General features: G+C 63.1%; 27 protein-coding genes. 17 read left to right on the top strand and 10 right to left on the bottom strand.

Going from position 1 to position 24,390, the window contains the following annotated elements; all coding sequences use genetic code 11:
* Window positions 1-44: 44 nt before the first annotated feature.
* The 9 genes from AC1DDS_RS02625 (at window position 45) to rnhA (ending at window position 6,613) form a co-directional block, all read left to right on the top strand.
* On the top strand, window positions 45-1,001 hold the full coding sequence (locus tag AC1DDS_RS02625) for a heme o synthase (RefSeq protein ID WP_477477459.1): 957 nt from the start codon (window positions 45-47) through the stop codon (window positions 999-1,001).
* The gene (locus AC1DDS_RS02620; protein ID WP_310414862.1) at window positions 1,001-1,141 is read left to right on the top strand and encodes a hypothetical protein; all 141 of its coding nucleotides are present in this window, start codon (window positions 1,001-1,003) and stop codon (window positions 1,139-1,141) included. The genes AC1DDS_RS02625 and AC1DDS_RS02620 overlap by 1 nt, the downstream gene beginning before the upstream one ends.
* A 3-nt stretch (window positions 1,142-1,144) precedes the next feature.
* Window positions 1,145-1,750, top strand: coding sequence for a cytochrome c oxidase assembly protein (locus AC1DDS_RS02615; protein WP_477477458.1), 606 nt, complete (start codon window positions 1,145-1,147; stop codon window positions 1,748-1,750).
* A 57-nt stretch (window positions 1,751-1,807) separates the two neighbouring features.
* Entirely contained in the window at window positions 1,808-2,683 is an 876-nt protein-coding gene (locus tag AC1DDS_RS02610) for a cytochrome c oxidase subunit 3 (protein WP_477477457.1), read from the top strand.
* A gap of 189 nt (window positions 2,684-2,872) precedes the next feature.
* Complete coding sequence (locus AC1DDS_RS02605; RefSeq protein WP_477477456.1) at window positions 2,873-3,256, top strand: DUF983 domain-containing protein; 384 nt, start codon at window positions 2,873-2,875, stop codon at window positions 3,254-3,256.
* On the top strand, window positions 3,246-3,992 hold the full coding sequence (locus AC1DDS_RS02600; protein WP_477477749.1) for an SURF1 family protein: 747 nt from the start codon (window positions 3,246-3,248) through the stop codon (window positions 3,990-3,992). The genes AC1DDS_RS02605 and AC1DDS_RS02600 overlap by 11 nt, the downstream gene beginning before the upstream one ends.
* A 163-nt stretch (window positions 3,993-4,155) precedes the next feature.
* Window positions 4,156-5,163, top strand: a complete 1,008-nt coding sequence (gene ispH, locus AC1DDS_RS02595) for a 4-hydroxy-3-methylbut-2-enyl diphosphate reductase (RefSeq protein WP_477477455.1) — start codon at window positions 4,156-4,158, stop codon at window positions 5,161-5,163.
* Between the two features lie 44 nt (window positions 5,164-5,207).
* Window positions 5,208-6,176, top strand: coding sequence for a homoserine kinase (locus AC1DDS_RS02590; protein WP_477477454.1), 969 nt, complete (start codon window positions 5,208-5,210; stop codon window positions 6,174-6,176).
* Entirely contained in the window at window positions 6,173-6,613 is a 441-nt protein-coding gene (gene rnhA / locus AC1DDS_RS02585; protein ID WP_477477453.1) for a ribonuclease HI, read from the top strand. Before AC1DDS_RS02590 ends, rnhA begins: the two co-directional genes overlap by 4 nt.
* A gap of 84 nt (window positions 6,614-6,697) precedes the next feature.
* On the opposite strand, the gene AC1DDS_RS02580 is transcribed toward rnhA, so the two are convergent.
* Complete coding sequence (locus tag AC1DDS_RS02580; RefSeq protein WP_310414840.1) at window positions 6,698-7,183, bottom strand: peroxiredoxin; 486 nt, start codon at window positions 7,181-7,183, stop codon at window positions 6,698-6,700.
* Between the two features lie 69 nt (window positions 7,184-7,252).
* Window positions 7,253-8,035 carry a protein-disulfide reductase DsbD domain-containing protein gene (locus AC1DDS_RS02575; RefSeq protein WP_477477452.1) on the bottom strand — a complete coding sequence of 261 codons (783 nt, stop codon included), beginning with the start codon at window positions 8,033-8,035 and terminating at the stop codon, window positions 7,253-7,255.
* A gap of 233 nt (window positions 8,036-8,268) precedes the next feature.
* On the opposite strand from AC1DDS_RS02575, the gene AC1DDS_RS02570 reads away from it, so the two are divergent.
* Window positions 8,269-8,874 carry a YqgE/AlgH family protein gene (locus AC1DDS_RS02570; protein ID WP_477477451.1) on the top strand — a complete coding sequence of 202 codons (606 nt, stop codon included), beginning with the start codon at window positions 8,269-8,271 and terminating at the stop codon, window positions 8,872-8,874.
* A 130-nt stretch (window positions 8,875-9,004) separates the two neighbouring features.
* On the opposite strand, the gene AC1DDS_RS02565 is transcribed toward AC1DDS_RS02570, so the two are convergent.
* The 4 genes from AC1DDS_RS02565 to thrC form a co-directional block, all read right to left on the bottom strand.
* Window positions 9,005-11,917: an EAL domain-containing protein gene (locus AC1DDS_RS02565; protein WP_477477450.1), complete on the bottom strand. Its 2,913-nt coding sequence runs from the start codon at window positions 11,915-11,917 to the stop codon at window positions 9,005-9,007.
* Between the two features lie 7 nt (window positions 11,918-11,924).
* Window positions 11,925-12,575, bottom strand: coding sequence for a GNAT family N-acetyltransferase (locus AC1DDS_RS02560; protein WP_477477449.1), 651 nt, complete (start codon window positions 12,573-12,575; stop codon window positions 11,925-11,927).
* A 123-nt stretch (window positions 12,576-12,698) separates the two neighbouring features.
* Window positions 12,699-13,994: a M16 family metallopeptidase gene (locus AC1DDS_RS02555; RefSeq protein ID WP_477477448.1), complete on the bottom strand. Its 1,296-nt coding sequence runs from the start codon at window positions 13,992-13,994 to the stop codon at window positions 12,699-12,701.
* The gene (thrC, locus tag AC1DDS_RS02550; protein ID WP_477477447.1) at window positions 13,984-15,411 is read right to left on the bottom strand and encodes a threonine synthase; all 1,428 of its coding nucleotides are present in this window, start codon (window positions 15,409-15,411) and stop codon (window positions 13,984-13,986) included. The genes AC1DDS_RS02555 and thrC overlap by 11 nt, the downstream gene beginning before the upstream one ends.
* Window positions 15,412-15,747: 336 nt before the next feature.
* Between thrC and AC1DDS_RS02545 the strand changes: the two genes are divergently transcribed.
* Window positions 15,748-16,305, top strand: coding sequence for a hypothetical protein (locus AC1DDS_RS02545; protein WP_310414818.1), 558 nt, complete (start codon window positions 15,748-15,750; stop codon window positions 16,303-16,305).
* Window positions 16,306-16,579: 274 nt separating this feature from the next.
* On the opposite strand, the gene AC1DDS_RS02540 is transcribed toward AC1DDS_RS02545, so the two are convergent.
* A complete protein-coding gene (locus AC1DDS_RS02540) occupies window positions 16,580-17,269 on the bottom strand; it encodes an HAD family hydrolase (RefSeq protein WP_477477446.1) in 690 nt (229 codons plus the stop codon).
* Between the two features lie 157 nt (window positions 17,270-17,426).
* Window positions 17,427-18,119 (bottom strand): ArsR/SmtB family transcription factor, encoded by a 693-nt coding sequence (locus tag AC1DDS_RS02535; protein WP_310414810.1) that lies wholly within the window; start codon window positions 18,117-18,119, stop codon window positions 17,427-17,429.
* A gap of 74 nt (window positions 18,120-18,193) precedes the next feature.
* Here AC1DDS_RS02535 and AC1DDS_RS02530 point away from each other — a divergent pair, with 74 nt between their 5' ends.
* The 4 genes from AC1DDS_RS02530 to AC1DDS_RS02515 all read left to right on the top strand — a co-directional run bounded on the left by AC1DDS_RS02530 (window position 18,194) and on the right by AC1DDS_RS02515 (window position 20,671).
* The gene (locus AC1DDS_RS02530) at window positions 18,194-18,523 is read left to right on the top strand and encodes an NIPSNAP family protein (protein WP_477477445.1); all 330 of its coding nucleotides are present in this window, start codon (window positions 18,194-18,196) and stop codon (window positions 18,521-18,523) included.
* Window positions 18,520-18,870 carry an antibiotic biosynthesis monooxygenase family protein gene (locus tag AC1DDS_RS02525; protein WP_477477444.1) on the top strand — a complete coding sequence of 117 codons (351 nt, stop codon included), beginning with the start codon at window positions 18,520-18,522 and terminating at the stop codon, window positions 18,868-18,870. The genes AC1DDS_RS02530 and AC1DDS_RS02525 overlap by 4 nt, the downstream gene beginning before the upstream one ends.
* 208 nt (window positions 18,871-19,078) lie before the next feature.
* A complete protein-coding gene (locus AC1DDS_RS02520; RefSeq protein WP_477477443.1) occupies window positions 19,079-20,206 on the top strand; it encodes a DNA methyltransferase in 1,128 nt (375 codons plus the stop codon).
* A gap of 273 nt (window positions 20,207-20,479) precedes the next feature.
* Entirely contained in the window at window positions 20,480-20,671 is a 192-nt protein-coding gene (locus AC1DDS_RS02515; protein WP_477477442.1) for a hypothetical protein, read from the top strand.
* Between the two features lie 322 nt (window positions 20,672-20,993).
* Here AC1DDS_RS02515 and AC1DDS_RS02510 read toward each other — a convergent pair whose 3' ends face one another.
* Together AC1DDS_RS02510 and mutY are read right to left on the bottom strand one after the other, a co-directional pair.
* A complete protein-coding gene (locus AC1DDS_RS02510) occupies window positions 20,994-21,608 on the bottom strand; it encodes an HAD family hydrolase (protein WP_477477441.1) in 615 nt (204 codons plus the stop codon).
* Window positions 21,605-22,720 (bottom strand): A/G-specific adenine glycosylase, encoded by a 1,116-nt coding sequence (gene mutY / locus AC1DDS_RS02505; RefSeq protein WP_477477440.1) that lies wholly within the window; start codon window positions 22,718-22,720, stop codon window positions 21,605-21,607. Before mutY ends, AC1DDS_RS02510 begins: the two co-directional genes overlap by 4 nt.
* Window positions 22,721-22,858: 138 nt before the next feature.
* Here mutY and AC1DDS_RS02500 point away from each other — a divergent pair, with 138 nt between their 5' ends.
* The gene (locus tag AC1DDS_RS02500) at window positions 22,859-23,347 is read left to right on the top strand and encodes a DUF721 domain-containing protein (RefSeq protein WP_310414788.1); all 489 of its coding nucleotides are present in this window, start codon (window positions 22,859-22,861) and stop codon (window positions 23,345-23,347) included.
* 122 nt (window positions 23,348-23,469) lie between these two features.
* On the top strand, window positions 23,470-24,270 hold the full coding sequence (locus tag AC1DDS_RS02495; protein WP_477477439.1) for a DsbA family protein: 801 nt from the start codon (window positions 23,470-23,472) through the stop codon (window positions 24,268-24,270).
* The last annotated feature ends 120 nt before the right edge of the window (window positions 24,271-24,390 follow it).

Below are 24,390 nucleotides of genomic sequence, written 5' to 3'. Positions count from 1 at the left end.
AGTCCCGGGCCGGTTGGATCGGCCCACAGCAAGTGACAGGCATAATGGCAATCATCGATCATCACGAAGCGGCTGCGGAGGGCGGGGACATGATCCTCTCTGAGGCGACTGCGCGCGATTACTTTGAGCTTTTGAAGCCACGCGTGATGTCGCTCGTAATCTTTACCGCGTTTGCCGGTCTGGTTCTGGCACCCGGTCACATCAACCCGGTCATCGGCGTGATCGCGATCCTCTGCATCGCCGTCGGCGCCGGTGCCTCCGGCGCACTCAACATGTGGTACGACGCCGACATCGACGCCGTCATGTCGCGCACCGCAAAACGCCCCATTCCCGCCGGCCGTGTGCAGCCGCGCGAAGCGCTTGCCTTCGGGCTGACGCTTTCCGCCTTCTCGGTCGCGATCCTCGGGCTGGCGGTCAACTGGCTGTCGGCCGGGCTGCTCGCCTTCACGATCTTCTTCTACGCCGTCATCTACACGATGTGGCTGAAGCGTTCGACGCCGCAGAACATTGTCATCGGCGGAGCCGCCGGCGCGTTTCCGCCGATGATCGGCTGGGCCTGCGTCACGAACGGCGTGTCCGTCGAAAGCATCGTCCTCTTCCTCATCACCTTCCTCTGGACGCCGCCGCATTTCTGGGCGCTCGCGCTCTTCAAGATGCGCGACTACGGTGCCGTTGGCGTGCCGATGCTGCCGAACGTGGCGGGCGAGAAGACCACCAAGCAGCAGATCATGGTCTATGCGGTGCTGACGGCGCTGATCGCCGTCGCGCCGACCTATCTGGGTTTCGCCAGCCTCGGCTACGGCATCTTTGCCGCCGCCATGGGCATCGGCTTCGTGTGGTATTCGATCGGCGTGCTGCGCATGCCGGAGTCCGATCGCGTCATGGTCCCGGCGAAGAAGCTGTTCGGCTATTCGATCTTCTACCTCTTCGCCATTTTCTCCGGCCTGATGATCGATCGCGCCGTCATGGCTGCCGCCTGGCTGGCAGGATGGAGTGTCTGATGGAAACCATCACCCTTACCGACAAGCAGAAGAAGTCGCGCCGCGGCCGCAATATTGCGATCGCAGCTACACTCGTCGGCCTTGTTGTCCTTTTCTATATCATCACGCTGGTAAAATTCGCCGGCGGCATGGCGGGCTGAGCCATGGCTGACATCACACCCGCAAGGCGGCAGAGAATCGGTAACGGCACGATTGTCGCCGTCTGCCTCACCTTTGCCGTCGGGATGCTTGGCATGGCCTATGCCGCCGTTCCGCTCTACGATCTGTTTTGCAAGGTGACCGGCTACGGCGGCACGACCCAGCGCGTCGAGCAGGCCTCCTCCGTCATTCTCGACAAGAAGATCAAGGTCCGTTTTGACGCCAACACCGGACCCGGCCTACCGTGGTCCTTCGAGCCCGTGCAGCGCGAGATCGAGCTGAAGATCGGCGAGACGGTGCAGGTCCTGTACAAGGCCCGCAACACTTCTAATGCCGAGGCAACCGGGCAGGCGACGTTCAACGTCACGCCGCAGGCGGCCGGCGCCTACTTCAACAAGGTGGCGTGTTTCTGCTTTACGGAAACCACGTTGAAACCCGGTGAGGAGATGGAGATGCCGGTCGTTTTCTTCGTCGACCCGGAGATCGTGGAACCGGTCGAGACCAAGGACATTCACACCATCACGCTTTCCTACACCTTCTTCCCGCACGAGAAGACGAAGCCGGTGGCTTCGGCGGCGGATATGACGGACGAGGAAGCGAGCAAGCTTTGAGAGACACGCGTTTCCGGCCAGGCCGGGGACGAGAACGTATACATGGGGATGACTGACATGGCGCAAGCGCAGAAAAATCACGACTACCACATCATCGATCCAAGCCCGTGGCCGCTGCTGTCATCGATCGGCGCCTTCGTGCTGGCGATCGGTGGTATCATCTACATGCGCTACCTTGCCGGTGGTTCGCTGAAGATCTTCGGCTTGGAATTTGCCAATCCCTGGGTCTTCGTGATCGGCATCGCGATCACGCTCTATTCCATGTACGGCTGGTGGTCGGACACGATCAAGGAAGGCAACGAGGGCCACCACACGCGGGTCGTCTCGCTGCACCTTCGCTACGGCATGATCATGTTCATCGCTTCCGAAGTGATGTTCTTCGTCGCTTGGTTCTGGGCGTTCTTCGATGCCAGCCTCTTCCCGGGCGAGGCCATCCAGGCCACGCGGGTCGAGCATACCGGCGGCATCTGGCCGCCGAAGGGTATCGAGGTTCTCGATCCCTGGCACCTGCCGCTCTACAACACCATCATCCTGCTGCTGTCGGGCACCTGCGTGACCTGGGCGCACCATGCGATTCTGCACAACGACCGCAAGGGTCTCATTCAGGGTCTGACCCTGACGGTGCTGCTTGGCGTGCTGTTCTCGTTCGTGCAGGCCTACGAGTACGTCCACGCTCCGTTCGCCTTCAAGGACTCGATCTACGGCGCGACCTTCTTCATGGCGACCGGCTTCCACGGCTTCCACGTTTTCGTCGGTACCGTCTTCCTGCTGGTCTGCCTGATCCGCGCGATCAATGGTGCCTTCACGCCGAAGCAGCATTTCGGCCTCGAGGCCGCCGCCTGGTACTGGCATTTCGTTGACGTCGTCTGGCTGTTCCTGTTCTTCTCCATCTACATCTGGGGAAGCTGGGGCGGGACCATCGCCCACGGCTGATCTGCCGGGATATCGTTCAGGAACGGCCGCAGCGATGCGGCCGTTCGCTTTTGCGCAAGGTCGCTTTGTCGCATCCGCTCCGTTAGACGGGCGACACGGAGAGGCGTACCTTATTTGACAAAATGCATGTGGTGAGACGGTCTGATCCCTGGTTCTTGTTCAGGCCGTCTTGTCAGCCGGAGTACGACGATGAATGATGACAAGGCCCTTTACCCGCCCGTCGAACCCATCTCGACCGGACTGCGGGGCCATTGTCCACGCTGCGGTGAGGGCAAGCTCTTCGATGGGTATTTGAAGATAAAGCCACGCTGCGCCGCCTGCGGGCTGGACAATTCCTTTGCCGATTCCGGTGATGGCCCGGTCGTCTTTGTTCTGCTGATCGTCGGGTTCGTTGTCGTCGGCCTCGCCCTGTGGATGGAGGTCAACTTCAGCCCGCCGCTATGGCTGCACTTCCTGCTGTGGATCCCGCTGACCATCGCCTTCGGCCTGGTCCTGACGCGCATGCTGAAGGGAGTGCTGGTCGCACTGCAGTATCGCAACAACGCTCGTCCCGGCGAGATCGATCGTGGCTGAGGTGGCGCGAGGGGGGCGCCGTTCCGTGCGCACGGCGCTTTCGGCTGCCTTGCTGCTTGTGGTGCTGGCAATCCTGCTGACGCTCGGAACTTGGCAGATGCAGCGTCTCGCCTGGAAAGACAAGCTGCTGGCAGATATTGCCGAGCGGCATGCGCAGGCGCCCGTGGAACTCGCTGCGATAGAGAGCATGTGGCGGGGTGGAGGCGACGTCGAGTATCGGCCTGTCATCCTCAAGGGGACATTCGAGCACGACAAGGAGCGGCATTTCTTTGCCACCTGGAACGGCCAGTCCGGCTATCACGTCTATACGCCGCTGCGGCTGGCCGATGGACGCCACGTGTTCGTCAACCGCGGCTTTGTCCCTTTCGAGAGGAAGGATGTGCAGACCCGGAAGGGTGGCGAAATCAGCGGGGAGCAACAGGTCGTGGGGCTCGCCCGTGCCCGGCTGGACGGCAAGCCTTCGTCGGTCGTGCCGGACAATGATCTCGCCAAGAACATCTTCTACTGGAAGGATCTCGACGCGATGGCGTCGAGCACAGGGATCGCGCCGGATAACCTCGTGCCGTTCTTTGTCGACGCGGACAATGCGCCCAATCCCGGCGGATTGCCCGTCGGAGGCGTAACCCAGTTCGACCTGCCCAACAATCACCTGCAATATGCGCTGACCTGGTATGGCCTGGCTGCGGCGCTGGTGGGTGTGAGCGGGATTTACTTCTGGCGCTCGCGTCGCCGATGATCGGCACGTGGTTCCAGGCATGCTGCAATTCTCTGTCCGGAGTGGCGGTGACGCCTTTCATCAACCGTGATTTATGTTAAATCCGACATAGCCCCTACGGTTCCTCTGCTTTCAAGGGCTGCCCGCGATCAGCGCGCTCTCTTCGTATCGGTGACTTTCTGACATGGCTTCCTCGACTGCACTTTCGCCCCTGACAATCCGCCTTTGCGGCCCGCGCGGCTTTTGTGCCGGCGTTGACCGGGCAATCCAGATCGTCGTGCTGGCGCTCAAGGCCTATGGCGCGCCGGTCTATGTCCGCCACGAGATCGTCCACAACCGCTATGTCGTGGAGGGGCTGGAGGCAAAGGGGGCGATCTTCGTCGAGGAACTGGACGAGATCCCGGCGGAGCATCACGCTCAGCCGGTCGTTTTCTCGGCCCATGGCGTGCCGAAGTCCGTTCCGGCCGACGCGGCCGCCCGCAACCTCTTCTATCTCGATGCGACCTGCCCGCTGGTCTCCAAGGTCCACAAGCAGGCGATGCGTCACCAGCGCCTCGGCCGCCATGTCATCCTCATCGGCCACGCCGGTCATCCCGAGGTGATCGGCACGATGGGGCAGTTGCCGGAAGGTTCCGTCTCGCTGGTCGAGACCGTCGCGGACGCCGATGCCTATGTGCCGGCCGACCCGAACAACCTCGGCTTCGTCACGCAGACGACGCTTTCGGTCGATGACACCGCCGGCGTCATCGCGCGCCTGAAGGAACGCTTCCCCAACCTGACGGCACCGGCGGCCGATTCGATCTGCTACGCCACGACCAACCGGCAGGAGGCCGTGAAGCAGGCCGCGCCCGGATGCGATCTGTTCCTCGTCGTCGGCGCGCCGAATTCCTCCAATTCCCGGCGCCTCGTCGAAGTGGCGTTGCGGGCAGGCGCAAAAAAGTCGTTGCTCGTCCAGCGCGCAGCGGAAATCGACTGGAATGAAATCGGTGAAATTCGTACCGTTGGTTTGTCGGCGGGTGCTTCGGCGCCGGAGGTCATCGTCGACGAGATCATCGAGGCGTTCCGCGCCCGCTACACAACGACGGTGGAGCTTGCCGATACGGTCGAAGAGACGGAGAACTTTCTCGTCAATCGTGAGCTTCGCAACATCGAACTGACGGCGGCCGACATGGCCTTCGTCAACGGGGAATAGGAAGAAGGCCTGCCTCCCGGGCCTTCCGATTGTGAGCTGAAAATTTGGCAGTCTATACCGATATCACCGAAGACGACCTCGCGCGCTTCCTGACCGAATACGAGGCGGGAACACTGCTTTCCTACAAGGGCATCGCCGAAGGCGTGGAGAATTCCAACTTTCTCCTGCACACGACGAAGGGCGCCTTCATCCTGACGCTCTACGAAAAGCGCGTCGATCCGAAGGACCTGCCGTTCTTCCTCGGCCTGATGCACCATCTCGCCGACCGCGGCCTCAACTGCCCGCTGCCCTTGTCGCGTAAGGATGGCCAGTTGCTCGGCGAGCTCTCGGGCCGTCCCGCCGCCATGATCAGCTTTCTCGAAGGCACCTGGCTCAGGAAGCCGGCCGCCAAGCATTGCCGCGAGGTCGGCAGGGCGTTGGCAGACATGCATGTGGCCGGCCAGGGCTTTGCGCTGACCCGCAAGAACGCGCTGTCCGTCGATGGCTGGCGGCCCCTGTGGGACAAGTCCGCCGCCCGCGCCGACGAGGTGGAACCGGGCTTGCAGGACGAGATCGCCGAGGAGCTCGCCTTTCTTGAAAGCCATTGGCCGAAGACACTGCCGCACGGCGTGATCCATGCCGATCTCTTCCCGGACAACGTCTTCTTCATCGGCGACCAGCTGTCCGGGCTGATCGACTTCTATTTCGCCTGCAACGACAGCTATGCCTATGACGTCGTCACCTGCTTGAACGCCTGGTGCTTCGAGAAGGACGGCTCGTTCAACATGACCAAGGGCATGGCAATGCTCGACGGCTACGAACAGGTGCGCCCGCTGAACGGTGCGGAACTGAAGTCGCTGCCGTTGCTGGCGCGCGGCTCGGCGTTGCGCTTCTTCCTGACCCGCCTTTACGACTGGCTGATGACCCCGCCGGGTGCGCTGGTGGTCAAGAAGGATCCGCTCGAATACCTGCGCAGGCTGCGCTTCCATCGCCAGGTCCGCTCCGCGGAAGAATACGGCCTGGTGCATCGATGAAACATGTGGACATTTTCACCGACGGCGCCTGTTCGGGTAATCCGGGACCAGGCGGCTGGGGCGCGGTGCTGCGCTATGGCGAGGTCGAGAAGAAACTCTCGGGCGGCGAGCCGCAGACGACGAACAACCGGATGGAACTCCTTGCCGCGATCACGGCCCTGGACGCCCTGAAGGCGGCCTGTGAGGTCGATCTCTACACGGACTCGAAATACGTCATGGACGGCATCGAGAAATGGATCCACGGCTGGAAGAAGAACGGCTGGAAGACGGCCGACAAGAAGCCGGTGAAGAACGGCGAACTCTGGCAGGCGCTCGACGAGGCCCGGCGTCGACACAAGGTGACGTTCCACTGGGTCAAGGGCCACGCCGGCCACCCGGAGAACGAGCGCGCCGACGAACTGGCCCGCATGGGCATGGAGCCGTTCAAGAAACGGTGAGGAACTCGTCCCACCCGGATTTAAATGACAATGCCCGTGAGATCGCGGGCATTGTTGTTTCAGACGAGGTAAGCGGGCGTTAGTTCAAAGCTGCCCGATCATCGCCGCTGCAGCCGACACGGTCGCCTGGCCGGGGCTTTCCTCGATGTTGAGGTTCTTGACCACACCGTCTTCGACCAGCATCGAGTAGCGCTTGGAGCGCACGCCGAGGCCGGCTGCGGTCAGGTCGATGTCGAGGCCGAGGGCCTTGGCAAAAGCAGCGCTGCCGTCGGCGAGGAAGCGCAGCTTGCCGGCGCCGCCGCTTTCCTTGGCCCAGGCCGTCATCACGAACGCATCGTTGACCGCGACGACGACGATGTCATCGACGCCCTTGGCGAGGATGGCGTCGCGGTTCTCCAGGTAGCCCGGCAGGTGGTTCAGCGAGCAGGTCGGCGTAAACGCGCCCGGAACGGCAAAGAGCACGACGCGCTTGCCCTTGAAGATATCGCCGGTCGAAACCTCGGCCGGTCCGTCCGGCGTGGTTTCCTTCAGCTTCAGGTCGGGCAATTTGTCTCCAACGGCAATCGTCACGATCAGTCTCCTTGGTTGCTCCAGCCCACGCAGTGCGCGCGAACAGTCAGCGCGGAATATAGGCCGCGGTCAGTCGATGGCAAGCGCCGTTTCCATCGACCGGTCGCCGCTTTCGGCGGTGAAGAGGATCGGGGCGCCGGCGAGGCTTGCCGACTTCGGCTTGTGCAGAAGGGGAACGTCGACACGGTAAGCGTCGCCGACGCGCTGCGGCATGGCGCCTGCGCCGAACTGAAAGCCTTCCGGCCCGGAAACGAACACCTGCGGCGGCTTGTCCGATTGCTGTGGCGGGGCGATGAAGGTGACCGAAAGCGACTTGCCCGCGGCGTCCCAGTGCGCGTCCCTGACGTTGAAGTCGGGTGCGGGAGGCTCCGGAAGGCCGGCCTTGGCCGCCGCGACGACGGTTTCGTCGCCGGATCCGGCCATCGCAGCAGCCTTCAGGTCGACCGTGAGTTCGGCCTGCACGGGGATGCAGATGTCCTTGCACATGCCAAGGAAGATCGCGGCGGTCACTTCGTCGCTGCCGGCGACGGAACCTTTGCGCCTCAGCGTCAGCGGAAAGGCAACGGACTGGTCATAGCCGGTGTAGCGTGAGTAGCCGTCATCGAAATGTTTCGGAACCGGAAAACGCATCGATTCCAGCACGAGGCCGGTGGCGCCTGGAATGCTGACCGACGGCGGAATGCCGCTTTGGCCCGGATCGCGCCAGTAGGTCTTCCAGCCGGCCTCGAGGTGGACGTCCAGCAGTGCCGGGATCTCTCCATCGGCCTGCTCCGGCAGCACGACGAGGCGGACGCGGCCGCCCTCGGTCTGGATCCAGTCGGAACTGGCGCCAGCCGCCAACGTCGGAGCCATCACCATGGCCCCTAGGACGAACAAGGTAGAACGCAAACCTCTCATGGGCGAAAGATGTAGCCCTCGTCCACCGAAGTTTCCACCACCTTTGCCGCTTTCTGGATCATATTCTCTTGATCGCGGCGCGCGCTGCTCCACTTCTATCAGGAAGTGGTTCTTGGGGTGCCGGGCAAAAGCAGCGACACGGCGAGAAGGCGCTTTTCATTTGGCCGTGAATTGATAGGCTGTTGGTTATGGCGACGTCGGTCCTGAAGAAAAAACGTGAGCGCGGCTTCCTTGACGGTCATTTCCTGATCGCCATGCCGGGCATGCTCGACAAGAATTTCGAGCGGAGTGTCGTCTATATCTGCGCCCATTCCGAAGACGGCGCCATGGGCTTCATCATCAACCGTTCGCAGCCGATGAACTTCATGGACGTCCTCCTCCACCTGCAACTGGTGGCGGAAGACGAGGCGATCCGAATGCCCGACGGTACGGTCGATTTCCCGATCCGCGCAGGCGGTCCATGCGAGAGCGGCCGCGGGTTTGTCCTGCATTCCGACGACTACAACTCCGAATCCAGCATCCCCGTCAGCGATGACATCAGCCTGACCGCCACCCTCGATATTGTTCGGGCGATCTCGCGCGGGGAGGGGCCTCGGCGCGGCCTGCTGATGCTCGGCTATGCCGGCTGGGGTGCGGGGCAACTGGAGAACGAGATTGCCGCCAACGGTTGGCTGACCTGCCCGGCCTCGGAGGATCTGATCTTCGACACGACGGTCGAGGACAAGTATGACCGTGCCCTGGCGCTGATGGGGGTCACCCCGGCGATGCTGTCGATGGAAGCCGGCCACGCTTGAGCCGGCAAGCACTGGTATCTGTTCCTTCTTAAATCTTCAACGACCGGCAGGCACTGCCATGAAGCGCCGGATCTAAAGGCGTAATCGCGGGCGCCTGCGGTCATTCGGGAATGGGCCGCGCTCCGAGCGATCAGGCCCGCTTCATGAGCGGAAACCGTTCCTTCAGCAGGCGCAACACCGAATCGCAGCCGACCGGCGGTCCGAAGAGGTAGCTCTGGCCGAACTGGCAGCCCATCCGCCCGAGTTCGATGGCGTCTTCCTCCGTCTCGATGCCCTCGGCGACGACCTGCATCTCCATTTCGAGCGCCATCGAGATCACCGACCGCAGCAGAACCGTGCGCTTGTCCGAACTGTCCCGCACCAGTGCCTTGTCGATCTTGATCGTGTCGAAGGGGAAACGGGTGAGATAGGCGAGCGAGGAGTAGCCGGTGCCGAAGTCGTCGAGCGCCAGGCCAAGGCCCGCCTCGCGCAGCTTGTTCAATACGAGCCGTGCCTGCTCGGCATTCTCCATCACCACGGACTCGGTCAGCTCGAACTTCAGCTTGTGCGGCTCGCAGCGCGTCTTCGAGAGCACCGCCCTGACGTCGTTGTAGAGTTCGTTGTTGAGCAGTTGTGCGCTGGAGAGGTTGACCGAGACGAAGATCGGCAGGTCGCCGGTCTGCAATTGCCAGTCCATGAGGTCGCTCGCCGCCTTGTCGAAGGCAAAGGCGCCAAGCTGGCTGATCAGGCCCGACTGCTCGGCGACCGGAATGAATTCCTCCGGCGAGATGCTGCCGCGCTTCGGGTGTTCCCAGCGCATCAAGGCCTCGAAGCCGGCGATCTCCGCATCCGAGAGCCGTACGATCGGTTGGTAGACGAGCGAGAGTTCCTTGCGGTCGATTGCGCGGCGCAGGTCCGTTTCCATCTGCAGCCGGTCGGTACCCATGCTGCGGAAGGCGGGCCGGAACGGCTCGACGCGATTGCCGCCGGCCTTTTTCGCCCGGTACATGGCAAGCTCGGCGTCGTTGAGCAGGCTGGCCGCGTCCTGCTGCGGGTCAAGGCAGGAGACGAGGCCGATCGAGGCGGTGAGAATGATCTCGCGATTGGCGAAGTTGATCGGAACGGTGATCGCCTTGCTGACGGCATCGGCGAAATCCGCCACCTTGGCCGGGTCGCGCTCCGACAGCAGGATCAGCCCGAACTGGTCGCCCGAGAGCCGCGCAAGCGTGTCCTGGGGCTTCAGTATCCGTCGAAGCCGCCGCGACAACGCGACGAGGATATTGTCGCCGGCGGCGATTCCGAGCGCGTCGTTCACCTGCTTGTAGCGGTCGATGTCGATGGCAAGCACGGTCGGCCGGACCGTTTCGCTGGAGCCCGCGATCGAGAGCACCGATTGCAGCCGGTCGAGGAAGACCTGGCGGTTCGGAAGCCCGGTGAGATTGTCGTGCAGCGCATCCTGCAGCAGGCGGTCGACGGAATTGCGTTGTTCGGTGATGTCGACGATCGTGCCGACGCAGCGGATGATTTCGCCGTTAGCGCCGAGCACGGGCCGCGCCCGGATCGCCAGCCAGTGATAATGGCCGTCCTCGGCGCGGACACGGAACTGGTGGTTCAGCCGGCCGCGGCGATGCTCCAGCAGCACGTCCAGCGTGGCGCGGAAGCGGTCGCGATCGTCGGGGTGCAGGCGCGGCAGCCAGTTGCGGGCAGGGCCGTGCATGACGCCTGGAGACAGGCCGAGCTGGGTGGAGATGTCAGGAATGGTGACGACGCGGTCGCGGGCCACGTCCCAGTCCCAGACCGTGTCGCCCGAACCGGTCAGGGCGAGCGACTGCCGTTCGAGGTCGGAGAACAGCCCCTGCTGATAGGCGCCGCCGGCAAAGGCGTGCTGCATCACCGTAAAGCCGATCAGAAGCACGATCAGAACGAGGCCGCCGCCGAGCGCGGGCTGGATGATGTCGTTGTCGAGCCTTCCCGTCACCGTCATCCAGGCGCCGAACAGCCAGACCAGGATCAGCGCCCAGGCCGGAACAAGCAGGATGGCCCGATCGTAGCGGTTGAAGCCGAGATAGGCGATCAGGATGATGCCTGCGGATGCAGTCAATGCGAACGAGATGCGGGCGATGCCCGCGGCGATCGGCGGGTCATAGATCGCGACACCGAACAACAGTCCGAGCCCGAGGATCCAGGCAAGCGTCGCATAGGAAAGATGCGCGTGCCAGCGGTTGAGGCTCAGATAGGTGAACAGGAACACGACGAGGCCGACGGCCAGTGACACTTCAGTCCCTGCGCGCCAGATCCGCTCGTCGCCGGCGGTAATGCTGATCAGCTTGGAAAGAAAGCCGAAGTCGACGCAGATATAGCCCAATACCGCCCAGGCGAGCGCCGCCGTTGCCGGCAGCATGGAGGTTCCCTTCACCACGAAGAGGATGGTCAGGAAGACGGCCAGCAGCCCGGCGATACCGAGCACGATGCCGCGATAGAGCGTGAACGCGTTGACCGTGTCCTTGTAGGCGTCGGGTTCCCAAAGGTAGATTTGCGGCAGTTCGGGGGTCGCGAGTTCCGCGACAAAGGTGACGACGGAACCGGGATTGAGCGTGATGCGGAACACGTCCGCCTCCTCGCTCGGCTGGCGGTCGAGCGCGAAGCCTTCGCTCGGCGTGATCGAGAGGATGCGTTTTGAGCCGAGGTCCGGCCAGAAGAGCTTGGAACGCACCAGCCGGAAATGGGGGGCGACGATCACCCGGTCGATTTGCTCCTCGGACACGTTCGCCAGCGCGAACACCGCCCAGTCGCCCTCGTGTCCGGGATTGGTCGCCCGCACCTCGATGCGCCGGACAATGCCGTCGGTGCCGGGGGCGGTGGAGACCTGGAAGGCCTCGCCGCGACCGGTGTAGATTTCGGTCGTCGCCGTCAGGTCCAGCGCCGTGTCGTCGCGGGAGATCTGTACCGGCTCCACGGCCTGTGCCGACGAGACGAACGGCCCGACAAGCGACAGCGCCGTCAGTAGGATAAGGGCGAGCGCCCGGCTGACGAGCAGCAGTGTCGGCACGGAACGGAATATCATCGAAATGCTAATTTCCTGTCGTCTGGGGTGCCAGCACCCCTCTCTCCTGCGCGGCCTGCACCCGCTGTTGGCCTCTGTCCCCCGCCAACAGTGAATACATCACGTGGTCACGCCACTCCCCGTTTATCTTCAAGTATTCGCGAAGATAGCCTTCGCGCTGAAAGCCGGCCTTTTCAAGGAGGCGAATGCTCCTCACATTGTCAGGAATACAGGCTGCCTCGATACGGTGCAACTGAAGCCCCGAAAAGATGTAGGGGATCGACAGGTTCAGCGCGCCCAGCATGTGACCGTGACCGGCGTAACGTTCGCCCATCCAGTAGCCGATCATGCAGCACTGGGCCGCTCCGCGGCGGATGTAGCCGATGGTAAGCCCGCCCACGAGCCGTTGCTCGGACTTGAGAAACAGGAAGAGCGGCACGGCCTGGCCGCTCGCAAATTCCTGTTCGTTGCGCACCACGCGTCCACGAAACGCGTTCTCGGTCAGCTCGTCGCTGCGCCAGGTCGGCTCCCAGGGCTCAAGGAACTGACGGCTCGCGGAGCGCAACGGATACCACTGACGATAGTCGGAATAGCGAGGCAGGCGCAGCAGGTGGGTTTCGTCTTCGAGCACGACGGTGTCGGGCTGTCTGGACAGGAACCGAAATACCGATCGCGTCATCTATGTCTCTCCGCTGCGACAGCCACACGCGACGGCTCGTCCCTGAGCGTTGCAGCCCGCCATCGGCGAACTCTACGCCAGCGTCTGCGACGCCGTCAAACGGCTATCGCGCCTGGGCTGAGCCTAGCTGGCCGCACGATGCGCCGCGTCGCCGCGCGTGAGCGCACCGACGATGTCGTCGGCGGAGGCGAGTTGCTCCAGGGGACCGATCGCCGAAAGCGTGGGGCGCGTGTCGAAGAACAGCCGCCCGGCGAGGTCTGTCAGGCGGACCGCGTTGATGCCCGCAAGCCGCTCCATCAATTCGTCGTTCGGAATGGGGCGTCCATAAAGCATCATCTGTCGGGCGATCTGGCCAGCGCGCGCCGCCGGGCTTTCCTGCCCCATCAGCAACTGCGCGCGGATCTGCGCGCGCGCCCGGTCGATTTCCTGCTCGTCGATCCGGTTGGCGGACTTGCGCAGTTCCTCGATGATGACGGGCACGAGTTCGGGAAGGTTCTCGCCGCCGGTCGCCGCATGGATGCCGAAGATCCCGGTGTCGGAAAAGCCCCAGTGGAAGGCATAGACCGAGTAACAGAGCCCGCGGTGCTCGCGAACCTCCTGGAACAGCCTGGAAGACATGCCGCCGCCGAGAATGTTCGCAAGGATCTGCGAACAGTAGAAATCGCGGGCGTGGTAGGCCTTGCCCTCGAAGCCGAGCAGTACCTGTGCGTCCATCAGGTCGCGCGTCTCGCGCGTATCGCCACCGGTGTAGCGGGCCGTTTCCGAAACGGGCGGAGCCGAAGGCGCCTGCGGCAGAGAGGCGAAGCGCTTTTCCACGTCGCGCACGAAGTTGTCGTGGTCGACGGCGCCGGCGGCGACGACGAACATGCGATCGGTCGTATAATTGCGATCGAGATAGGCGCGGATTTCGTTGGGTTCGAAGGAAAGCACCGTTTCCGGCGTGCCGAGGATGGCGCGCCCGATCGTCTGGTCGCGGTAGGCGACCTCGGAGAACTTGTCGAAGACGACATCGTCGGGCGTGTCGTTCGCCGCACCGATCTCCTGGAGGATGACCTGCTTCTCGCGGGCGAGTTCTTCCTCGTCGAACACCGACTCCGTCAGGATGTCGGCGAGGATGTCGGTCGCCAGCGACACATGATCCTTCAGCACGCGGGCATAGTAGGATGTGGTCTCGGTCGAGGTGGCGGCGTTCACCTCGCCGCCGACGTTTTCGATCTCCTCGGCGATCTGCCGGGCCGAGCGACGGGCCGTGCCCTTGAAGGCCATGTGCTCGAGCAGGTGGGCGATGCCGTGTTCGTCCACCGTCTCGTTGCGTGAGCCGGACTTGATCCATACACCGAGAGCAGCGCTCTCGAGGTGCGGCATGTTTTCGGTGACGACCGTCAGACCGGACGGCAGCCTGGTGCACTCAACTTTCATTTTCCGACTTTCCGCGATCACTAACCCCGGAGCGGGAGTGGCTGCCGACGTAGGCTTCCACCTTTGCAAGATCTGGATCCAGGGTTTCGTAACGCTCCTCCCTTTGCATCATGCCAGCAAGCCACGGCGGAAGCGTCGGGTCAATACCGCTCGCCGATTTTACGGCGTCGGGGAATTTTGCCGGGTGCGCGGTCGCAAGCGTCACCATCGGGCTCGCAGCGCGGGCATGCTTCGCCGCGACGAAGACGCCGGTGGCGGTGTGGGGATCGAGAAGGTAACCGGTCTTTTCCAGCGTTTCGGCGATCGTCTTGGCGACCTGCTTCTGGGTGGCGCGGCCGGCGCGGAATTCCTTGCGGATCGCCTTCAGCGCCTTGTCGCCGATCTGGAACGATCCTGACTGCTTCAAGCCGCCCATCAGCGTCCGGACCTCGGCCGAATCCCGGTCGGCGGCCTGGAACAGGAGGCGCTCGAAGTTCGAGGAAATCTGGATATCCATCGACGGCGACGTTGTCGCGACGACGCCGCGCATCTCGTAGCGACCGGTCTTCAGGGTGCGGGCGAGGATGTCGTTGTCGTTGGTGGCGATCACCAACCGGTCGATCGGCAGGCCCATCCGCTTGGCGACGAAACCGGCGAAAATGTCGCCGAAATTGCCGGTCGGCACGGTGAACGACACCTTCTTGTCCGGTGCGCCGAGCGCGATGGCGCTGGTGAAGTAGTAGACGATCTGGGCCATGATGCGGGCCCAGTTGATCGAGTTGACGCCGGAAAGCTGCATCCTTTCGCGGAAGCCCTTGTCGTTGAACATCGCCTTCACGAGGTTCTGGCAGTCGTCGAAGGTGCCCCGGACGGCAAGCGCGTGGACGTTGCCGGCGGCCGACGTGGTCATCTGGCGCTGCTGCACCGGCGAGACCTTGCCGTGCGGGAAGAGGATGAAGATGTCGGTGCGCTCGCGACCGGCAAAGGCGTCGATGGCCGCACCGCCCGTATCGCCGGAGGTGGCGCCGACGATCGTCGCCCGCTTTCCGCGCTCGGCCAGCACATGGTCCATCAGCCGTGCCAGAAGCTGCATCGCCACGTCCTTGAAGGCGAGCGTCGTGCCGTGGAAGAGTTCGAGGATGAACTCGTTCGGGCCGGTTTGCACGAGCGGCGTGATCGCCGGGTGACGGAACGTGGCATAGGCCTCGTCGATCATCGCGCGGAAGGTCTTGTCGTCGATCTCACCGTCGACGAAGGGGGACAGCACGGTGAATGCGATTTGCTGGTAGCTCATCCCACGCATCGCCCGGATCTGCTTCTTCGTGAACGTCGGCCACTCCTGCGGCACGTAGAGGCCGCCGTCGCTTGCAAGGCCCGCAAGCAGAGCGTCGCAGAAACCGAGGGTAGGGGCCTCGCCCCGCGTCGAAATGTACTTCACGTCATGATCCCTGAAAGTGAGCGGCAGACTGGCGGAAGGAAAGTGGCAGGAGGCCGGGTCGGCGCAGGGCTGCGGTCACAAAGACTTCCTTCCGGTTCGGACGCGACGAATGTCGCGCCGGGCGAGACTGATCGAACCGGCTGGGCGCGCGGCTCTCCGTGCGGCGAGCGATGGCAAGGTCCTTCGCCCGCGGATACAGCAAAAAGTGGAACGTTAATTTTGGACAATCGATTTTTTGCTGCACCGCTGCTATAGAGCATCCGCGTGGGTCAAGAAAGGCCCGTTTTTTGTAAGTTGAACGGGCATCTCAAGTCCGAATGCAGGGGTGAGACAAACGTGACTGCTACCACTGGCCGCCGCCTTCTGGCCGTTTCCCTACTCGCCATCATTGCAGGCTGCAACCAGACGGAAAAGGCCGCCGATCTCGGCGTGTCGCCCGGTGAAGGCCAGCAACAGGTGGCTTCGCAGCAAGCCCCGGTGATCCAGGGCGCTTGTCCGCAGGTCTTCCTGCGTGAGGGAACCTCCGTCCATCGCGCCTATGCCAAGGGCGCCAAGGATGATCCGCAGAAGGTGCTCTACCAGGCAACACTCTCGGCGACGACGCGTCAGTGCGTGCAGACGGCGGACAGCCTGAAGGTTACCGTCATGGTTCAGGGGCGCATCCTCGCCGGTCCGGCCGGATCCCCAGGCGCTGTCAACCTCCCCATTCGCGTGGCTGCGACCGACGGCGAGAACACGCTGTACTCGAACCTGAGCAAATTCGGCGTTACCATTCCGCCCGAAGGCACGACCCAGTACGTCTTTACCGACGCGAACGTCGTCATCCCCGGCGGCGCGGGTTCCTATGCCAAGATCTATGTTGGCTTCGACGAAGGTCCCTACACTGCGAACTGAGTTGTTGGCTGGCGATCTCTTGCCCCTCCAGTTTCACTGTGGAACGAAGGGGCGGAGGGACGACGGCTGAGAACGGGCATTGTTGTCACCTCGGTCCCCGGCATGTGGGGCAACCGGGTGCGGGCACGTGATGCCCTCTCCAGGCATTTTCCGACGGCGGCGATCCGTGAAGCCGGATGTTCTGGCGACGCGGTCTCGATCACGCCGGCCCGGCCATTTCAGTTCTTGCCGAATGCGACGACGGGACAGCGATCGCCTCGACGCGCCGAGGCTGTCAGATCGCTTCCTGCCACTCCGCGAGTGCCGCGATGACGCCGGGCAGATCGCTCATGCGCGAGATCACCGTTTCGGCGCCCGCATCCGTCAGCCGGTCGGCATGTGAGGGGTAGGTATGCGAGGCGCCGGTGAAGCCGACAACGCGCATGCCGGCCGCGCGCGCGCCATGAATGCCGTGCACGGAATCCTCGATGACGAGGGTGCGCGCCGGATCGGCGTCGAATTGCCTGGCGCCGTGCAGGAAGATGTCGGGCTTCGGCTTCACCCGGTCGGGCCCGAGATCCTTCGCCGAATAGATGTGCGGCGCGAAGACCTCCCGCAGGCCGACCCGGCTCAGCATCAGGTCGAGGCGGTGCGCCGCGGAGTTGGAGCAGATGCAATAGGGCCGCTTCAGCCGCGACAGAGCGAGCTTCACGCCGTCGATGACCGTCACCTCATTGGCCAGCCGTTCATCCAGAAGCTTTTCCGATTTGTCGAGAAGCGAGGCCGAGAAGGGAATCGAGGCCTCGCGCTCGATCGTCAGCAGGATGTTCTGCCAGGTCATGCCGGCGAAGCGCTCGCCCATCTCCTCGACGCCGATCGGATAGCCCGCCTCCGTCAGCAGCCGCGATTCGACTTCGGCCGCGATGATCTCGGAATCGACCAGAACGCCGTCGCAATCGAAGATGATGAGGTCGAAACCGTCCATGAAGATCGTCCTTGAGGGAGGGTGTTAGGCGCGCCGGCTGAGCAGGTGTCGCGGCGTGATGTATCGATGCGTCATTTATACGATGGTGGCGCAAAGCTCAACTCCGCAGCCGCAGAGTCCGGCTCAAGGATCGGGCACGCCACTTCGATATTTGCAGTCAGACCCGATCGAGGACGGGAAACAGGTCGAGGAACGCCCGCTCTCCGGCCGGCGTGAACTGGACGGCGCGACTGTCACCGCTCCGTCTGGCCCATCCTCTGTCGATGAAGCGGATAAGCAGTGCCTCCCCGAGCGAGCCTGCCAGATGGGAGCGCCGTTCACTCCAATCAAGGCATGTACGGCAGATGGGGCGTCGCTGGCCGCGAAGCGTGTCAAGGTTTATTCCGATCTCGGCCATCCGCGCTTCGCCTGCTTCGGTCAAAATCGCATCGTCGCCATTGACGGCGACATGCCCATCCGCCACCAGGCGATCCAGCATTCGAACGCCAAAATCGCCAGCGAGATGGTTGTAACAGACCCGGGCCTTCCTCAAAGCTGGGTCCTTCGGCCCGGGCCGCGCGCGCAAAAAGCCACGGTTGGCGGCAAAGCCCATCAGGCCTTCAAGCAGCAGGCCGACCTCGTCGTCGGAAAGCGCAAAGTAGCGGTGCCGCCCCTGCTTGCGCTGGGTCACGAGGCTGCCGGCCTCCAGCTTCGCCAGGTGCGAACTCGCCGTCTGCAGCGTTATCCCGGCAGCCCCCGCGAGCTCCGTTGCCGTCAGCGCCTGGCCGCCCATAAGGGCGGTCAGCATGTTGGCGCGGGCTGGGTCGCCGATGAGCGCGCCAATCTGGGCTATGTCCGGGCCTTCTTTCATACTTCGATCATAGTCGAAGCATTGCCTTCGATCAATGTGGCATCACGGGGCATCGAAATTCCAGGAGCCTGACGATGATTACCTGCTTCATCCGCTACGAGATCGACCCGTTCAAGAAGGAGGAGTTTTCCACCTACGCCCGCAACTGGGGACAGGCGATTCCCCGCAACGGCGCCGACCTGATCGGCTATTTCGGCCCACATGAAGGTTCGGCGACGACAGCCTATGGCGTCTACAATATCGAAAGCCTCGCGGCCTACGAGGCCTATCGCGCCCGGCTTGCGGCCGATCCGCTGGGCGCCGAGAACTACCAGTTTGCCAAGCGCGAACGCTTCATCCTTCGCGAGGATCGCATCTTCCTGAAGAACGTATCCCTCCCGCACGCCGCACGAGTGGTGCCATGATTGCCGTCATCTTCGAGGTCTCACCCGCGGTCGGCCGCCGCGACGTCTATCTCAATCTCGCCGCCGGGCTGATTGCACGGCTACAGGAGATCGACGGCTTCGTTTCCATCGAGCGCTTCGAAAGCCTCTCGATCCCCGGCAAGATCCTGTCGCTGTCGTTCTGGCGCGACGAAAAGGCCGTCAGTGCGTGGCGAAACAGCGCCGAGCACCGGGCAGCGCAGCAAGCCGGTCGGAACGGAGCCTTCGCCGACTATCGCCTGCGCGTCGTCTCGGTCCTGCGTGACTATGGCATGTTCGAGCGCGCAGAGGCGCCGGCTGATAGTCGTGTCTGGCACGAGGGCGTCTGACGCATCCAGACAGCGGAACTGGCATGTGCTGCCGGACAATGCGACAATGGCTGGGTGGTGCGGACACTTCAGCCCGCGCCGCCCGTAAACCGCCACGAGCCGCCGGATACGTCACTTTCTTCGAGGTCTTTCACTCTTCGGTAACCATCTTCGGTAACCATAAGGGTCAGAAAGTTCGTATCCGAGTAAGCGTATCAGCGAGTTTCCCATGTCAAAATTTCTTTCGCTTGCCGAAGCCCGTTCCGTCCGCCCCAATGGCTGGCTCGACACGATCATCAAGGGCGACTGCGTCGCCGCCCTCGAAGCGCTTCCGGACCAGTCCGTCGACGTGATCTTCGCCGACCCGCCCTACAATCTTCAGCTTGGCGGCACACTGCACCGTCCCGATCAGTCGCTGGTCGATGCGGTTGATGACGAATGGGATCAGTTCGCTTCCTTCGAGGCCTATGACGCCTTCACCCGCGCCTGGCTGCTCGCCTGCCGCCGCGTGCTCAAGCCGAACGGCACCATCTGGGTGATCGGCTCCTATCACAACATCTTCCGCGTTGGCGCCACGCTGCAGGACCTCAACTTCTGGATCCTCAACGATGTCGTCTGGCGCAAGACCAATCCGATGCCGAACTTCAAGGGCCGCCGCTTCCAGAACGCGCATGAGACGATGATCTGGGCGAGCCGTGACCCCAAGGCGAAGGGCTATACGTTCAACTACGACGCCATGAAGGCTGCCAACGACGACGTGCAGATGCGCTCCGACTGGCTGTTCCCGATCTGCTCGGGCGGCGAACGGCTGAAGGATGCCGACGGCAAGAAGGTCCATCCGACCCAGAAGCCGGAAGCGCTGCTGGCCCGCGTCATCATGGCCTCCACCAAGCCGGGCGACGTCGTTCTCGATCCCTTCTTCGGCTCCGGCACCACCGGCGCCGTCGCCAAGCGTCTCGGCCGCCACTTCGTCGGCATCGAGCGCGAGCAGGACTATATCGATGCAGCGCTCGCCCGGATCGACGCGGTGGAGCCGCTCGGCAAGCAGACGCTGACGGTCCTGAGCGGCAAGAAGGCCGAGCCGCGCGTCGCCTTCATCACGCTGATCGAGAGCGGTCTGATCGCGCCGGGCACCGTCCTGACCGATGCGAAGCGTCGCTACAGCGCGATCGTGCGGGCCGACGGCACACTTGCTTCCGGCAACGAAGCCGGATCGATCCATCGCCTCGGCGCCAAGCTGCAGGGTCTCGACGCCTGCAACGGCTGGACCTTCTGGCACTATGCCAAGGGTAAGGAACTGAAGCCGATCGACGACCTGCGCGCCGTCATTCGCAGCGACATGGCCAAGCTCGACTGAGCCTGCCTGGCGTTACAAAAAAGTTACCTCCTGTTGCGGCCTTCGGTGCTCCTGCGCCGGAGGTTGCAGCAGTTTGAAGGGGCTTGTCCAACCCCCTTGCGGCGCGAACATGAGTGATGGTCATATTAGACTTTAGTCATACGTGGACAAAGCGCCGGCGCTATGATCTCAATAGCCTTGCACATGCGAGCAAAGTGATGCTGGTCACGATCGTGTCGGGGCCGGAACCTGGGGCGAAGGATTGCGTTGTACCTCGTCAGTTGGGAGGCGATCATGAGGCATATCGATATCAGGCAGCTCGACCATCATCGGGCCAAGCATGTCTGGGAGGTTTCCGAATACTGCCGCAAGGCCGGCATCCATCGGGCCGAGGAGAAGCGGCTCATCAAGATTCTTGGCCGCTATGCGTCCGCCCATGAGTTGCAGATGAACGTCATTCGCCCGAACAACCGTTCGCGCTTCTGATCGATTTCCACCCAATTCGCCGGCCCGGGTTCACGGGTCGCGCTTCTCATTTCAATTCGCCAGAAGAGTCCGGTGCAGCAAATGCGCTCAATTGGTGCGCCAATGCAAGCTTTTGTGAATATTGGCGAAATCGGTTCTTGGAGTGGAGATTGTTCAATCGCTGTTAACCACCACCCCATAGGATGATGTCAACAAATGCGAAGGACACTTCCGCGGCCCTTCACAAACCGCTTCGGCCTTCCGGTTTCGTACCTTCAGTCCCGGACAGGCACGAACGCCCGGAGCCAGCAATGGCTCCGGGCGTTTCTATTTGGCGAAACGGTCAAAGCGCGACGCCGTGGGCGGCAAGATCGCCCTTCAACTTTTCCGCACCGGTGAAGAGGACCGCGTTCCAGCCTGCCATGCGCGCCGCCTCGACGTTCTTGTCGCTGTCGTCGATGAAGAGCGTGCGCGCCGGCTCGAGTGCGAAATCACGGCTATGCTTCTCGTAGATCGCCAGGTCCGGCTTGATCAGCCCGACCTCACCGGAAACGGTGACGCCGCGGGGCAGGTCGAGGAAGGGATAGAGCTTGCGTGCCTCCTTGAATGTGTCCGCTGCAAAGTTCGTCAGCATGGTGACGTCGCGCCCATTGGCGATCAGCCTCTCCATGATCGCGACGCTTTCCACATAGGCGTGCGACACCATCTCATGCCAGTACTTGCGGAAGGCGCGGATCAGTTCCTCCTGCTGCGGATAATCCTCGATCAGCAGCGCCTCGGCATCCTCCCATTTCCGGCCGCGATCCTGCTCGATGTTCCAGTCGGGGGTGCAGACATTGGCGAAGAACCATTTCCGCTGCCCCTCGTCGGGGATCAGGCGGCTGTAGGGGATCTGGGGGTCGTAGTGGATCAGCACACGTCCGATATCGAAGACGATATGCCGGATTTCGCTTGTCATGGGGTTCTCACCTTTTCGCGCGCAGGCATTTTCGGCTCGAAGGCCGCTGGGAGCGCCTGCTGGATTGCCTTCTTCATGACGGTCGGCAGGGCCTGCCCGTCGAGCGTCTGCCACGGCTCCCACCATCCAGGCCCTCCGGCCGCGGCGCGGCTGACCCTGCAGCGGAAGACGGCAAGTCGCAACTCAAAATGTGTGAACACGTGTATGATTGTACCACAGGTTTGCCAGGCGGCGGCGAAGGGAGCGGCGTCCGGTTCCGTCGAACCGTCACGACGGGCGTTCCAGTCACTGTTGGGGACTTCCGTCATGCCGCCGAGCAGGCCATGGCCGGGGCGCTTGCGCAGGAGCACCGCGCCCGTCTCGTCGACCGCCACGAAGGCGGCGCCGAGCCTGACGGGCTTCTCCTTCTTTGCCGCCTTGACGGGAAAGCGTTCCGGGTCGTCTCCGGCCAGCGCCCGGCAGTCTTCCTTGAGCGGACAGAGCGCGCAGGCCGGGCGCTTCGGCGTGCAGATCGTGGCGCCGAGATCCATCATCGCCTGCGCGAAGTCGCCGGGGCGGTCTGTCGGCGTCATCGCGGCCACGGATGCGCGCATCTGCGGCTTCGAGCCGGGCAGGGGGGCGTCGATCGCATGGAAGCGGGAGATCACCCGCTCGACGTTGCCGTCGAGCACGGCGGCTTGCCGGTCGAAGGCGATCGCGGCGATGGCCGCAGCCGTATAGTCGCCGATGCCGGGAAGTACCTTCAATCCGACTTCGGTGTCCGGGAAGTGTCCGCCATGTGCGAAGGCGACGGCTTCGGCGCACTTCTTCAGGTTGCGCGCCCGCGCATAATAGCCGAGCCCCGCCCAGGCCTTCATCACCTCTTCCGTTTCCGCCTTGGCAAGATCGGTCACGGTCGGCCATTTCGACGTGAAGAGATCGAAATAGCGTTTGACCGCCTGCACCGTCGTCTGTTGCAGCATCACCTCGGACAGCCACACGCGATAGGGATCGGCCCGGACGCCACGCGCGGCCATGGCCGGCGAGACGCGCCAGGGCAGGTCGCGATGGTGCCGGTCGTACCAGGCGAGGATCTGGCGGGTCGGACTTGTCCCTGTATGCGTGTCGGTCATGATTTGCCTGGATGCGAAGAGGAAGCGTATAACTGGCCAAGCAACGCACTTTCTTCAAGGCAAAATTCGCCGGAGGAAGAAAGGTCAACCGCCGGAGTACCGATCACCGTGAGTTCCCGTCCATTCCGCAGGGGCGCCATGCAGATCAGCGAAGTCGCCAACGACCTGATCGATCCGGTGCTTGCCAAACGCGCCGGCATCAACACGTTGCTGCTCGGATCGTGGGACGAGATTGCCGGCAGCTCGTTCGCCGATTGCACCCGACCCGAGAAGATCGCCTGGCCGCGCCGGGCGTCCGAGATGGCGGGCGAGGGCGGCGGCTACCAACCGGGCGTTCTGACGATCGCCTGCGAAGGCTCACGCGCGCTCTTTCTCTCCCACCAGCAGGGCGAACTCATTCAGCGCATCAACGGCTTCTTCGGCTTTCCCGCGATCCATCAGGTGAGGATCGTACAGAAGCCGGTCTCGCCGCCGACAAGGCGTCGGCGGGCGCCGCGGCCCTTGACCGGAGAGGCGGCACGCCACCTCGAAGACCTGGTGCAGGGGATCGAAGGGGACGCGCTGAAGGCCGCGCTGAAACGGCTCGGCACGGCCGTGCTCGGCAAGCAAGGCTCGACCCGGCGCTGACGTGCACCATCACGCGGTCACAATTCTTTGAAGATCATGGTGTTGGCGGTGCTTGTTCGCATCCGAAAGCCGGTATATCCGGTGTGCCGGAAGTATTTTTCATTGTCCCCACAGGAGAGACCATGTCCCTTTCCGAATTGAGCCTTTTGAAGCGTCTGATGGGCGGCGTCGCCGTTGCCGCGCTCGCCGTCACGCTTGCCGCCTGCAGCGACGAGAAGAAGGAGACGGCGTCGGCTCCGGAGACCGCGCCGGCAACGACGGAAAGCGCCGAAACCAAACCTGCGGACACAGTCACGACCGCGGCGACTGCGCCGGCAGCCACCGAGACGGCCCAGGCTGCTCCCGCTGCCAAGGCCGAGGTCCCGGCCGCCGATGGCGACGTCGACATGGCCAAGGTGCTCGAGCCCGGCCCGCTGCCGGAAATGGCGATCGGCGACGCGAACGCGCCGGTCACGATCGTCGAATACATGTCGATGACCTGTCCGCATTGCGCCACCTTCCACAACGAGACCTTCGAGCCGATCAAGCAGAAGTATGTCGACACCGGCAAGGTCCGCTTCATCGTGCGCGAATTCCCGTTCGATCCGCGTGCCGCTGCCGCCTTCATGCTGGCCCGTTGCGCGCCGTCCGAGCAGTATTTCCCGATGATCTCCATGCTGTTCAAGCAGCAGGAACAATGGGCTGCAGCGGAAAATGGCCGCGAAGCACTGCTGCAGATGTCGAAACTCGCCGGTTTTACACAGGAGAGCTTCGAGGCTTGCTTGACGAACCAGAAACTTCTCGATGATGTGAACGCGGTACGCGAGCGCGGTGCCAAGGAATTCGGCATTGCGGCAACGCCGACCTTCCTGATCAACGGCCAGCGTTATTCCGGAGGCATGTCGGTTGACACCATGTCGGCCCTTATCGACAGCAAGCTCTGATCGTTCGACCGGATGTGAAGTGGGCGGCGGCGGAAGCCGCGCGCCTGCTTTTGATTTTGAACGGCTGGCCTCGGCACTGCCCCTCATCCCCCTGCCGGGACCTTCTCCCCGTGAACGGGG

It is taken from the genome of Mycoplana sp. 10N416, assembly GCF_056394765.1.
The sequence above is the reverse complement of the archived record's forward strand: the minus strand, read 5'-3'. Positions and strand labels throughout refer to the sequence as shown.